The sequence below is a fragment of the Pseudomonas sp. IT-P171 genome (assembly GCF_949767765.1).
Taxonomy (GTDB): Bacteria; Pseudomonadota; Gammaproteobacteria; order Pseudomonadales; family Pseudomonadaceae; genus Aquipseudomonas; species Aquipseudomonas fluorescens_B.
Genome location: NZ_CATKQN010000009.1, coordinates 1 through 12,429 on the forward strand (window position 1 = coordinate 1; position 12,429 = coordinate 12,429).

The following is a 12,429-nucleotide window of genomic DNA, read 5'->3' on the forward strand; positions in this document are numbered from 1 at the left end:
GCAGGCACAAAAAAGCCCCGACTCACCAGAGCCGGGGCTTTTTTTGATGCGACTAAGGCTTAGCCGTTGAACACGTCATCCACGCTTTTCAGCGGGTAGTTCTTCGGATACGGCAGGGTGGCCACACCGGTCTCGATCGCAGCCTTGGCCACGGCATCGGAGATCAGGGTGATCAGGCGGGCATCCATTGGTTTCGGGATGATGTACTCACGGCCGAATTCCAGTTTGATGCCGCCGTAAGCGTCGCACACTTCCTGAGGAACCGGCAGTTTGGCCAGTTCACGCAGGGCGTTGGCCGCCGCCACTTTCATCTCTTCGTTGATGCGCTTGGCGCGAACGTCCAGGGCACCACGGAAGATGAACGGGAAGCCCAGTACGTTGTTGACCTGGTTCGGGTAGTCCGAACGGCCGGTGGCCATGATCACGTCGTCACGGGTAGCGTGAGCCAGTTCCGGGGCGATTTCCGGATCCGGGTTCGAGCACGCGAATACGATCGGGTTGGCCGCCATGGACTTCAGGCCCTCAGCGCTCAGCAGGTTCGGGCCGGACAGGCCAACGAACACGTCCGCGCCTTGCAGGGCATCTGCCAGGGTGCGCTTGTCGGTCGCGTGAGCGAAGACAGCCTTGTACTGGTTCAGGTCGTCACGGCCGGAGTGGATCACACCGGTACGGTCGACCATGTAGATGTTTTCGATGTTGGCGCCCATGCTCACCAGCAATTTCATGCAGGAGATGGCGGCAGCACCGGCGCCCAGGCAGACGATCTTGGCGTCGGCGAGGGTTTTGCCAGCGATTTCCAGGGCGTTGATCATACCGGCCGCGGTCACGATCGCGGTGCCATGCTGGTCATCGTGGAACACTGGAATGTCGCACTGCTCGATCAGAGCACGTTCGATCTCAAAGCACTCAGGCGCCTTGATGTCTTCCAGGTTGATGCCACCGAAGGTAATGGAGATACGCTTAACGGTGTCGATGAAGGCTTGCGGGCTTTCGGAATCGACTTCGATGTCGAATACGTCGATGCCGGCGAAGCGCTTGAACAGCACGCCTTTACCTTCCATCACGGGCTTGGAAGCCAACGGGCCGAGGTTGCCCAGGCCCAGAATCGCGGTGCCATCGGAAATGACTGCAACCAGGTTGCCTTTGCCGGTGTATTTGTAGGCCAGTTCAGGGTCGCGAGCGATTTCGCGTACTGGTTCGGCTACGCCGGGGCTGTAGGCCAGCGACAGGTCGCGGGCGGTAGCGGTGGCCTTGGTGAGCTCGACACTCAGCTTACCTGGACGAGGATGGGCGTGATATTCGAGAGCGGCAGTTTTCAGATCAGACATGGGGGCATTCCGCTTTTACTGTTGGACAGACTGGTCAGCGAGGATACGCGCCTCGCAAAGTCCCCACAAGACTGACCAGTCACCCCTGTCAAGCGCCCGGCCCTACGACTTTGGGCCAAGAGCCACGGAACATAAGGGATAGACTGTTCACAATCGACATAAAAAATGTCTACAATTTTTTATCAGGGCGCCGCTTGCAGCATCGCCGGATCGGTCAGAGGCAGGAGCCAGCGCGCCTGCCCCTGTTTCAATCCGCCACGGCGGGAACGGTCCACCACCCAGCCACGTGCCTCGATCTGCTTGCCCTTCAGGCGCTCCAGCGCCGCGACGTCGAACTGCCCCAGTAAATTGGGTGCAACTCGCAGTACAAGCGAATCCTGCAACTCGATCCAAACGCCGCCGCGATTGCGCTGAACCTTGCTCACACGCCCACTGACCACGGCGAAACCGGACGCGTTGATCTGCTCCGCTTTCAGTACAGGTGACTGACGCCAAACGCCGAGCCCGGCCTGTCGCGCACTGTGTTCTGCCGCTTGCTGACAGGTGACCAGATCGACATTCGGCGCGACCGCCACCTGAAACCCAAGGCCCTCAGCGAGCATCTGCGCCTCGAGGTTGACGCCATCGGCGCCATAGAGATGTGCAAGGGTGCGACCGTAGTGATCCTTGCTCTCTTTACCCGGGAGCACGCCGACCCGCCCGTCGCTGGCAGCCACCAAGGCTTCCAGACGTTTGCGCGCCGCCACGGCGAACGGCTCGTCGGAGCGGCCCTGCTTGCCCAGCTCCGGCGTATTCAAGCCAATCATGCGCACACTGCGGCCATCGCTCAGGCGCACTGTGTCGCCATCCACCACGCGTTGCACCGCGACCGACGCCAGCCCACTCGGCACAGGGCAGAAGGCCTGGGCGCCCGAGAACCAAATCGCGGACACAAAAAAGGCGCCCACGAGGGACGCCTTTTTCATTAGCAAGGTAAAGCCCATGGGGCTTTCGAACCTTACTCTGCTGCAGCAACAGGCTTCTTGCCGAAAGCACCGAAGCGGTCTGCGAAGCGCTGTACACGGCCGCCAGTATCCAGAGTCTTCTGCTTACCGGTGTAGAACGGGTGGCACTCGTTGCATACGTCGATCGCCAGAGGCTTGGCCAGGTTCGAACGAGTTTCGAACTTGTTGCCACAGCTGCAGGTAACTGCGGTGATTTCGTATGTTGGATGGATATCGGCTTTCATGATGAATTCCTCAGGCTAGCGTGCCGCCACTCAACACCATTGTTGAATACCGCACGTAATTAGGCCGCGGATTCTACCAGACAATCTCAATCACGCAAGCTGTCGCTGAGACCGACCGTCTGCTAGGCTCCCGGCCTTCCTCACCGCTCAATCATCGAGAAAATAGCCGCGTGCCCGACGCCATTCTGCGCCTCGCCCTGCCTTCGCCCCTGCGCCGCCTGTTCGATTACCGCGCCCCTGCCGGGGTCCTGCGCGACCAGTTGCAACCGGGCATGCGCTTGCGGGTGCCGTTCGGCCGGCGGGAGATGATCGGGATTCTGGTGGAGGTCACCGACACCAGTGAAGTACCGGCAGAAAAACTCAAACCGGCCCTGGCCCTGCTCGACGCCACACCGCCCTTGCCACCCGCATTATTCAAGCTGTGCCTGTGGACCTCTCAGTATTATCAGCACAGCCTCGGCGACACCTTGAGCTGGGCGCTGCCGGTGTTGTTGCGTCAGGGTGAGCTGGCCGAAGCGCGCCAGGAACGTTTCTGGTCCGCCGCGCCTGGCGCCAGCCTCGATGACCCGCGTATCGCCCGCGCCCCGCGTCAGCGTGAAGCGCTGGCGACACTGGCCCAGCATCCCCACGGCGTCGCTCATCAATTGCTGAGCAAACTGATGCTGAGCAAGGACAGCCTCGACCTGCTGCTGGCCAAGGACCTGGTGCAAGTCGAAATCCGCAAGCACGCTCCCGGCGCGCGCCACGAGCATTGGCTGGCGCAACCCGAGTTGCCGCTCAACCCTGAGCAACGCGCCGCTTATGAAGCGATTCGCGCCGGGTTCGACAGTTATCACGCGTTCCTGCTGGCCGGCGTCACCGGCAGCGGCAAGACCGAAGTCTATTTGCAGCTGATTCGTGAAACCCTCGAAGCCGGCAAGCAAGCACTGGTGTTGATCCCGGAGATCAACCTCGGCCCGCAAACCCTGGCGCGCTTCGAGCAACGATTCAATGCGCGCATCGCGCTGATCCACTCGGCGGTCAACGACCGCGAGCGTCTTGAAGCCTGGCTCGCCGCCCGGGATGGCGACGCCGACATTATTATCGGCACCCGCTCGGCGCTGTTCACACCGATGAAAAATCCCGGCCTGATCATCATCGACGAAGAGCACGACGGCTCCTATAAACAGCAGGAAGGCCTGCGCTATCACGCCCGCGACCTGGCATTGGTGCGCGCACGACAGGAAAACATCCCGATCGTGCTCGGCTCTGCCACGCCTTCGCTGGAAAGCCTGCACAACGCCTACACCGGTCGGTACGGCCTCCTACGGCTGAACGAGCGGGCGGGCGGCGCGAAGCAACCGCGCTTCCTTCGCCTGGATGTGAAAAGTCGCCCGCTCGACAGCGGTATTTCCGGGCCAATGCAGCAAGCCATTGGCCAGACACTCGCAGCCGGCCAACAAGTGTTGGTGTTTCTCAACCGTCGAGGTTTCGCGCCGACGCTGTTGTGCCACGACTGTGGCTGGATGTCCGAATGCCAGCGCTGCGATGCGCGGATGACCGTGCACCAGCGCTCCGGCGAACTGCGCTGCCACCATTGCGGCTACGTCGAACGCGTGCCCCGGCACTGTCCGAAATGCGGCAAGGTCGACTTGCGACCCGTCGGCGCCGGCACCGAACGTGCCGAAGAACGCCTGGCCATCCTGTTTCCGGACGTGCCGGTGCTGCGGGTCGACCGCGACAGCACATCGCGCAAGGACGCGATGAATCAGTTGTTCGCGACCATTCAGAAGGGTCAGCCATGCATTCTGGTGGGCACGCAGATGCTTGCCAAAGGGCATCACTTTCCACGGGTAACGCTGGTGTCGATTCTCGATGCCGACGGCGGACTGTTCTCCGGCGACTTCCGCGCCAGCGAGCGCATGGCGCAACTGATCGTTCAGGTGGCCGGACGTGCGGGCCGGGCTGAAGAGCCGGGCAAAGTGATTATCCAGACGCATCTGGCGGATCATCCGCTGCTGGTGCAATTGACCGAACAAGGTTACTTCGCCTTTGCCGAGCAGGCGCTGAGCGAGCGGCGTTCTGCCGGTTTGCCGCCATTTGCGCATTTGGCGCTGCTGCGGGCGGAAGCGCACAAACCGGGGCAGGCGGAAGGGTTTCTGGATGAAGCATGCAGTGAGGCTGAACGGTTGCTGGCCGAACAGAACCTGACCGGGATCGAGCTGCTAGGGCCAGTGCCGGCGCCGATGGAACGCCGGGCCGGGCGTTATCGCGCGCAGTTGTTACTGCAAGCGACGGCGCGGGCGCCGCTGCATCGGTTACTGGCCAATTGGTTGCTGGTACTGGAGCAGATGCCGAGCGGGCGGGCGGTGCGCTGGTCGCTGGATGTCGACCCTGTGGATTTATACTGAAACCCAGTGGCGAGGGAGCTTGCTCCCGCTCGGTTGCGAAGCGGCCGCAAAACTGCCAACCGAGAACCGCCAGACAGATTAAGGCGACTGATTTAGGACCGCTACGCGCCCCAGCGGGAGCAAGCTCCCTCGCCAAAAGGGAATCATCCGCCGTAAGTCCGCAATGAACCTACAATGGTTGGCAAGCCCGCCTTCGCAACGGATAATGCCCAGTTTTTCCACCAGCGCATCGAAGCGCCGCCGCGCTTGCGGTCGAAAGAGAAGACCATGAAAGACACCATTCGCCAGCTGATCCAACAAGCCATCACCCAACTCGTCAACGAAGGTGTGTTGCCTGAAGGCCTGTCGCCGGCGATCCAGGTGGAAAACTCCCGCGACAAGAAGAACGGCGATTTCGCCAGCAACATCGCCATGATGCTGGCCAAGCCTGCAGGCATGAAGCCGCGGGATCTGGCCGAGAAAATCATCGCCGCACTGCCGGCCGACGAGAACGTCACCAAGACCGAAATCGCCGGCCCTGGCTTCCTGAACTTCTTCCAGAACACCCAGGCCCTGGCTACGCGCCTCGACGCCGCGTTGGCCGACGAGCACGTCGGCGTACGCAAGGCCGGCCCGGTGCAACGCACGGTTGTCGATCTGTCGGCACCGAACCTGGCAAAAGAGATGCACGTCGGTCACTTGCGCTCGACCATCATCGGCGACGGCGTGGCCCGCGTGCTGGAATTCCTCGGCGACGAAGTGATCCGCCAGAACCACGTGGGCGACTGGGGCACCCAGTTCGGCATGTTGATGGCGTACTTGCAGGAAAACCCGATCACCAGCGACGAGCTGTCTGACCTGGAAAACTTCTACCGCGCCGCCAAGCAACGCTTCGACGAATCCGAAGAGTTCGCCGACCGCGCCCGTGGCCTGGTGGTCAAGCTGCAAGCCGGCGACCCGGACTGCCTGGCGCTGTGGACCAAGTTCAAGGACATCTCGCTGTCCCACTGCCAGAAAATCTACGAACTGCTGAACGTCAAACTGACCATGGCCGACGTGATGGGCGAAAGCGCCTACAACGACGACCTGATCAACGTGGTCAACGACCTCAAGGCCGCCGGCCTGCTGGTCGAGAGCAACGGCGCGCAGTGCGTGTTCCTCGACGAATTCAAGAACGCCGACGGCGACCCGCTGCCGGTGATCATCGTCAAGGCGGATGGCGGCTACCTCTATGCGACCACCGACCTGGCGGCCGTGCGTTACCGCAGCGGCAAGCTGAAGGCTGATCGCGCGCTGTATTTTGTCGACCAGCGCCAGGCCCTGCACTTCCAGCAAGTGTTCGCGGTCGCCCGCAAGGCCGGCTTCGTGACGCACCCGATGGAAATGGAACACATGGGCTTCGGCACCATGAATGGCGCCGATGGCCGTCCGTTCAAGACCCGTGATGGCGGCACCGTGAAGCTGATCGACCTGCTGACCGAAGCCCAGGAACGCGCCTACACCCTGGTGAAGGACAAGAACCCGGAGCTGGCCGAGGCCGAGCTGCGCAACATCGCCAAGGTCGTGGGCATTGGCGCGGTGAAATACGCCGACCTGTCCAAGCACCGCACCAGCGACTACAGCTTCAACTTCGACCTGATGCTGAACTTCGAAGGCAACACCGCGCCGTACCTGCTGTACGCGTATACCCGCGTGGCGGGCGTGTTCCGCAAGCTCGGCAAGGACTTCAGCGAAGTCGAAGGGCAGATCGTCCTGGACGCCGCGCATGAACATGAGCTGGCTGCCAAACTCGCGCAATTCGGTGAAATACTGAACAACGTGGCCGAGAAAGGCACCCCGCACATCCTCTGCACTTACCTGTACGACGTTGCCGGCCTGTTCTCCAGCTTCTACGAGAACTGCCCGATCCTCAGCGCTGAAACCCCGGCGCAAATGCAAAGCCGCCTGCGCCTCGCCGCGCTGACCGGCCGCACTCTCAAGCAAGGCCTGGAACTCTTGGGTCTGGAAACTCTGGAGCGTATGTAAGTTGGCTGCCAAGAAAAAACCTGCACCCAAGCGTGGCGCCAGCCGTTACCAAGCTCCTGCAAAGCAACCGATTCCGGGCTGGCTGTGGATGGCCATCGGCCTGACGGTCGGCGCGTTCATTGTGTTCCTGATGAAGCTGGAACCAGGCAAGGGTAGCGAGAGCGTCAAGCGCGAGAAGATCGAGCAGCAGAAAGCCAGCAAGATCGCCGAGGCCAACAAGACCCCGCCGAGCCCGACGCAACCGGTGAAGCCGAAGTACGACTTCTACACCCTGCTGCCGGAATCGGAAGTGATCGTGCCGCCGGATGCCGTGCCGGAGAAAACGCCGCCGACGCCGGCTGTACCGACCACGCCGGTCACACCAGCGGAAGCGGCGAAGATCGACACTGCGCGCGCTCAAGCGGCATTGGCCGGCATCACCCCGCCACCGCCGCCCCCCGTGGCCAAGGCCGCGCCGGTGACCAAGTTTTTCCTGCAGGCCGGCTCGTTCCGCAAGGAAGCCGATGCCGACAAGGTGCGTGCGCAGATCATCTTGCTCGGTCAGGCGGTGGCGGTTGAATCCGGCACGGTCAAAGACGAGACCTGGTATCGCGTTTTGGTTGGACCGTTCAGCAACCGCGAACAACTGACCACCGCGCAGAAGCAACTGGCCGGCGCGGGCTTCAGCAACCTGTTGTTACAACAACGCCAGAACCGCTGATTCCCCCGGGACACAACCTGCTTTGTGGCGAGGGAGCTTGCTCCCGCTGGAGTGCGAAGCGCTCCCAATTCAGCCATCGCGGCTTATAGACAAACCGCGATGGCCGGATTTACGACTGCTTCGCAGCCGAGCGGGAGCAAGCTCCCTCGCCACAGGTATTCGCTCCAAGCCTTTTTTGCGAGCTGCACACCGCTCGTCCCCCGCCATACCCCGCAGTTGAAAAACGCTCCACCACCCCCATATGAGTTGGCATAAGGCATTTTCGCCCCGCTGCGTGGAGACTCTCCCTTGACCACCATCGTTTCAGTTCGCCGCCACGGCAAAGTCGTCATGGGCGGCGACGGCCAGGTTTCTCTCGGCAATACCGTGATGAAAGGCAACGCGAAGAAAGTTCGTCGCCTTTACCACGGCCAGGTTATCGCCGGTTTTGCCGGGGCCACCGCTGACGCCTTCACCCTCTTCGAGCGCTTCGAAGGCCAGCTCGAGAAACATCAAGGTCACCTGGTTCGCGCCGCCGTCGAACTCGCCAAAGAATGGCGCACCGACCGCTCCCTCAGCCGCCTCGAAGCCATGCTCGCGGTCGCCAACAAAGACGCGTCCCTGATCATCACCGGCAACGGCGACGTGGTCGAACCCGAAGAAGGCCTGATCGCCATGGGTTCCGGTGGCGGTTACGCCCAGGCTGCCGCCAGCGCGCTGCTGAAGAAAACCGATCTGTCCGCCCGCGAAATCGTCGAAACCGCGCTCGGCATCGCCGGCGACATCTGCGTATTCACCAACCACACCTTCACCATTGAGGAGCAGGACCTCGCCGAGTAAGCCTGTTCCGGCCTTAGCGCCACGGCTCACTTTTGCTTGAGGACCGCCAATTACTATGTCCATGACTCCCCGTGAAATCGTCCACGAACTCAATCGTCACATCATCGGCCAGGACGATGCCAAGCGCGCCGTCGCCATCGCGCTGCGCAACCGCTGGCGCCGGATGCAGCTGCCGGAAGAACTGCGCGTTGAAGTCACACCCAAGAACATCCTGATGATCGGCCCGACCGGTGTCGGTAAAACCGAGATCGCCCGTCGCCTGGCCAAACTGGCCAACGCGCCGTTCATCAAGGTCGAAGCGACCAAGTTCACCGAGGTCGGCTACGTCGGTCGCGACGTCGAGTCGATCATTCGTGATCTGGCTGACGCCGCTATCAAGCTGCTGCGCGAACAGGAAATGACCAAGGTTCGCCACCGCGCCGAAGACGCCGCCGAAGAGCGCATCCTCGACGCCCTGCTGCCACCGGCGCGCATGGGTTTCAGCAACGATGACACCCCGTCGGCCGACTCCAACACCCGCCAGCTGTTCCGCAAGCGCCTGCGCGAAGGTCAGCTGGATGACAAGGAGATCGAAATCGAAGTCGCCGAAGTGGCCGGCGTCGATATCTCCGCGCCACCGGGCATGGAAGAAATGACCAACCAGCTGCAAAGCCTGTTCGCCAACATGGGCAAGGGCAAACGCAAGAGCCGCAAGCTTAAGGTCAAGGAAGCGCTGAAGCTGGTGCGCGACGAAGAAGCCAGCCGCCTGGTCAACGATGAAGAGTTGAAGGCCAAGGCGCTGGAAGCGGTCGAGCAGCACGGCATTGTGTTCATCGACGAGATCGACAAGGTGGCCAAGCGCGGTAACTCCGGTGGCGTCGATGTGTCTCGTGAAGGCGTACAGCGCGACCTGCTGCCGCTGATCGAAGGCTGCACCGTCAACACCAAACTGGGCATGGTCAAGACCGACCACATCCTGTTCATCGCTTCCGGCGCATTCCACTTGAGCAAGCCGAGCGATCTGGTGCCTGAGTTGCAAGGTCGTCTGCCGATCCGTGTCGAGCTGAAAGCGCTGACACCGGAAGATTTCGAACGCATTCTCAGCGAGCCGCACGCGTCGCTCACCGAGCAATATTGCGCACTGCTGAAAACCGAAGGCCTGGCCATCGAGTTCCAGCCGGACGGCATCAAGCGCATCGCCGAGATCGCCTGGCAGGTCAACGAGAAGACCGAGAACATCGGTGCCCGTCGCCTGCACACCTTGCTTGAGCGACTGCTCGAAGAGGTGTCGTTCAGCGCCGGTGACCTGGCCAGCGCCCACGACGGCAAGGTGATCCTGATCGACGCCGACTACGTCAACAGCCACCTGGGCGAATTGGCGCAGAACGAAGACCTGTCCCGTTATATCCTGTAAGCAACATTCTGTGTGAGCGGGCTCCTGTGGCGAGGGAGCTCGCTCCCGCTGGGTCGCGAAGCGGCCCCGAAATCGGCGAATGCTGTCTGTCAGCAAAACCCGTTCGCCGGATTTACGACTGCTGCGCAGCCGAGCGGGAGCAAGCTCCCTCGCCACAGGATCACCCGCCACCCTCAAGACGGATGACCGGCCCATGACGACCCAACTCCCCACCGACATCAAGCTGCACAAAGCCTCGAAAACCCTGTCGCTGAAATACGCGTCCGGCGAGGAGCATCACTTGCCCGCCGAGTTCCTGCGCGTGCACTCTCCTTCCGCCGAGGTCCAGGGCCACGGCAAACCTATCCTGCAATTTGGCAAGATCGGCGTAGGCCTGACCAAGGTAGAACCGGCCGGTCAGTACGCACTGAAATTGACCTTCGACGATGGCCACGACAGCGGCCTGTTCACCTGGGATTACTTGTACCAGTTGGGCGTGCGTCAGGAGGATCTCTGGAACGATTATCTTGCCGAACTGAAAGCGGCCGGAAAGACCCGCGACCCGAACGAGTCTGTCGTCAAGCTGATGCTCTAGCCCAGGCTTCTTGCGCTTTAGAGGGCATTTTCTAATTTCATCTGTTTGAATGCTTGGCCGCGAGGCCAGTCATTGGCCTGCTTGCGAAAAAAATTAAACTCGGGTAACCAATGGAGCTGGCAAGTTCCCTGCAGTGCTCTCTGCGAACAAAAAAGCAGCGATGCAGAATTAACGGTCACCCGAGCAGTAGTACCTGGCATTGGCTGTGTACCTACACAGCTGGACCCTGGTACTCGTCTCAGGACAATGGAGCGTCGTAGATGAGTAACAAGAATAACGATGACTTGAAGTATCAGGCCTCGGAAAACACCCTGGGGCTGAATCCTGTCGTTGGGCTGCGTGGAAAGGATCTACTGGCTTCTGCTCGAATGGTGCTCAGGCAGGCCATCCGGCAACCGATTCATAGCGCCAGGCATGTCGCTCATTTCGGCCTTGAACTCAAGAACGTGCTCTTCGGCAAGTCCGAGCTGCAACCGACCAGCGATGACCGTCGCTTCCACGATCCGGCCTGGAGTCAGAACCCGCTCTACAAACGTTATCTGCAAACTTACCTGGCGTGGCGCAAGGAACTCCACGACTGGATCGACGACAGCAACCTCGGGCCCAAGGATGTGGCACGCGGGCATTTCGTGATCAACCTCATGACCGAGGCCATGGCCCCGACCAACAGTGCGGCCAACCCGGCGGCGGTCAAACGTTTCTTCGAAACCGGTGGCAAGAGCCTGCTCGACGGCCTCTCGCACCTGGCCAAGGATCTGGTGCACAACGGCGGTATGCCGAGCCAGGTCAACATGGGCGCGTTCGAAGTCGGCAAGAGCCTGGGCGTGACCGAAGGCGCCGTGGTCTTTCGCAACGACGTGCTGGAGCTGATCCAGTACCGGCCGACCACCGAGCAGGTGCACGAGCGCCCCTTGCTGGTGGTGCCGCCGCAGATCAACAAGTTCTATGTATTCGACCTGAGCCCGGACAAAAGCCTGGCGCGTTTTTGCCTGCGCAATCACGTGCAGACTTTCATCGTCAGCTGGCGCAACCCGACCAAGGAGCAACGCGAGTGGGGTCTTTCGACCTACATCGAAGCGCTCAAGGAAGCGGTCGACGTGGTCACCGCGATCACCGGCAGCAAAGACGTGAACATGCTCGGCGCCTGCTCGGGCGGTATCACCTGCACCGCGCTGCTGGGCCACTACGCCGCGATCGGCGAGAAGAAGGTCAACGCCCTCACCTTGCTGGTGAGCGTGCTGGACACCACCCTGGACAGCGACGTGGCCCTGTTCGTCGACGAGCAGACCCTCGAAGCCGCCAAGCGTCATTCCTATCAGGCCGGTGTGCTGGAAGGCCGTGACATGGCGAAGGTCTTCGCCTGGATGCGGCCCAACGATCTGATCTGGAACTACTGGGTCAACAACTACCTGCTCGGCAACGAGCCGCCGGTGTTCGACATTCTGTTCTGGAACAACGACACCACACGGTTGCCCGCCGCATTCCACGGCGACCTGATCGAGATGTTCAAAAACAACCCGCTGATTCGTCCGGACGCACTGGAAGTGTGCGGCACGCCGATTGATCTGAAACAGGTCACGGCGGACATCTATTCCCTGGCCGGCACCAACGACCACATCACCCCGTGGAAGTCCTGCTACAAATCGGCGCAACTGTTCGGTGGCAAGGTTGAGTTCGTGTTGTCCAGCAGCGGGCATATCCAGAGCATTCTGAACCCGCCGGGCAATCCGAAATCACGTTACATGACCAGCACCGAGATGCCGGTGAAGGCCGAGGACTGGCAGGAAAATTCCACCAAGCACACCGATTCCTGGTGGCTGCACTGGCAGGCCTGGCAAGCGGAACGTTCGGGCGAACTGAAAAAAGCTCCGACAAAACTGGGCAACAAGGCTTACCCCGCGGGTGAAGCTGCACCAGGCACTTACGTACATGAGCGGTAAATGACACACCCCGATCCGCTGCAGGAGCGGAGCCTGCTCAGCGCCTGCAGCGG

At 61.3% G+C, this 12,429-nt stretch carries 10 protein-coding genes; 7 read left to right on the forward strand and 3 right to left on the reverse strand.

Features of this window, described 5'->3' with window-relative positions; translation table 11 throughout:
• Positions 1-59 precede the first annotated feature (59 nt).
• The 3 genes from ACM6I5_RS07230 to rpmE all read right to left on the reverse strand — a co-directional run bounded on the left by ACM6I5_RS07230 (position 60) and on the right by rpmE (position 2,556).
• Entirely contained in the window at positions 60-1,328 is a 1,269-nt protein-coding gene (locus ACM6I5_RS07230; RefSeq protein ID WP_017336118.1) for a malic enzyme-like NAD(P)-binding protein, read from the reverse strand.
• Between the two features lie 182 nt (positions 1,329-1,510).
• Positions 1,511-2,311, reverse strand: coding sequence for a thermonuclease family protein (locus ACM6I5_RS07235; protein WP_414879941.1), 801 nt, complete (start codon positions 2,309-2,311; stop codon positions 1,511-1,513).
• 14 nt (positions 2,312-2,325) lie between these two features.
• Positions 2,326-2,556 carry a 50S ribosomal protein L31 gene (gene rpmE / locus ACM6I5_RS07240; RefSeq protein WP_414879940.1) on the reverse strand — a complete coding sequence of 77 codons (231 nt, stop codon included), beginning with the start codon at positions 2,554-2,556 and terminating at the stop codon, positions 2,326-2,328.
• A gap of 170 nt (positions 2,557-2,726) precedes the next feature.
• Between rpmE and ACM6I5_RS07245 the strand changes: the two genes are divergently transcribed.
• From ACM6I5_RS07245 to phaC, 7 genes are all read left to right on the forward strand, one after another.
• Positions 2,727-4,946 carry a primosomal protein N' gene (locus ACM6I5_RS07245; protein WP_017336115.1) on the forward strand — a complete coding sequence of 740 codons (2,220 nt, stop codon included), beginning with the start codon at positions 2,727-2,729 and terminating at the stop codon, positions 4,944-4,946.
• A 267-nt stretch (positions 4,947-5,213) separates the two neighbouring features.
• Positions 5,214-6,950: an arginine--tRNA ligase gene (gene argS, locus ACM6I5_RS07250; protein ID WP_414883505.1), complete on the forward strand. Its 1,737-nt coding sequence runs from the start codon at positions 5,214-5,216 to the stop codon at positions 6,948-6,950.
• A 1-nt stretch (position 6,951) separates the two neighbouring features.
• A complete protein-coding gene (locus tag ACM6I5_RS07255) occupies positions 6,952-7,650 on the forward strand; it encodes an SPOR domain-containing protein (protein ID WP_017336113.1) in 699 nt (232 codons plus the stop codon).
• A gap of 288 nt (positions 7,651-7,938) precedes the next feature.
• A complete protein-coding gene (hslV, locus tag ACM6I5_RS07260) occupies positions 7,939-8,469 on the forward strand; it encodes an ATP-dependent protease subunit HslV (protein WP_007899242.1) in 531 nt (176 codons plus the stop codon).
• A 55-nt stretch (positions 8,470-8,524) separates the two neighbouring features.
• Positions 8,525-9,862 (forward strand): ATP-dependent protease ATPase subunit HslU, encoded by a 1,338-nt coding sequence (hslU, locus tag ACM6I5_RS07265; RefSeq protein WP_017336112.1) that lies wholly within the window; start codon positions 8,525-8,527, stop codon positions 9,860-9,862.
• Between the two features lie 193 nt (positions 9,863-10,055).
• Positions 10,056-10,436 (forward strand): gamma-butyrobetaine hydroxylase-like domain-containing protein, encoded by a 381-nt coding sequence (locus ACM6I5_RS07270; RefSeq protein WP_017336111.1) that lies wholly within the window; start codon positions 10,056-10,058, stop codon positions 10,434-10,436.
• 260 nt (positions 10,437-10,696) lie between these two features.
• On the forward strand, positions 10,697-12,376 hold the full coding sequence (gene phaC / locus ACM6I5_RS07275; RefSeq protein WP_414879939.1) for a class II poly(R)-hydroxyalkanoic acid synthase: 1,680 nt from the start codon (positions 10,697-10,699) through the stop codon (positions 12,374-12,376).
• Positions 12,377-12,429: the final 53 nt, after the last annotated feature.

Excerpts from the sequence above, each read along its gene's own strand:
- ACM6I5_RS07230 (WP_017336118.1), bottom strand. The coding sequence starts at position 1,328 with ATGTCTGATCTGAAAACTGCCGCTCTCGAATATCACGCCCATCCTCGT.
- ACM6I5_RS07235 (WP_414879941.1), bottom strand. The coding sequence starts at position 2,311 with ATGGGCTTTACCTTGCTAATGAAAAAGGCGTCCCTCGTGGGCGCCTTT.
- rpmE (WP_414879940.1), bottom strand. The coding sequence starts at position 2,556 with ATGAAAGCCGATATCCATCCAACATACGAAATCACCGCAGTTACCTGC.
- argS (WP_414883505.1), top strand. The coding sequence starts at position 5,214 with ATGAAAGACACCATTCGCCAGCTGATCCAACAAGCCATCACCCAACTC.
- hslU (WP_017336112.1), top strand. The coding sequence starts at position 8,525 with ATGTCCATGACTCCCCGTGAAATCGTCCACGAACTCAATCGTCACATC.
- ACM6I5_RS07270 (WP_017336111.1), top strand. The coding sequence starts at position 10,056 with ATGACGACCCAACTCCCCACCGACATCAAGCTGCACAAAGCCTCGAAA.
- phaC (WP_414879939.1), top strand. The coding sequence starts at position 10,697 with ATGAGTAACAAGAATAACGATGACTTGAAGTATCAGGCCTCGGAAAAC.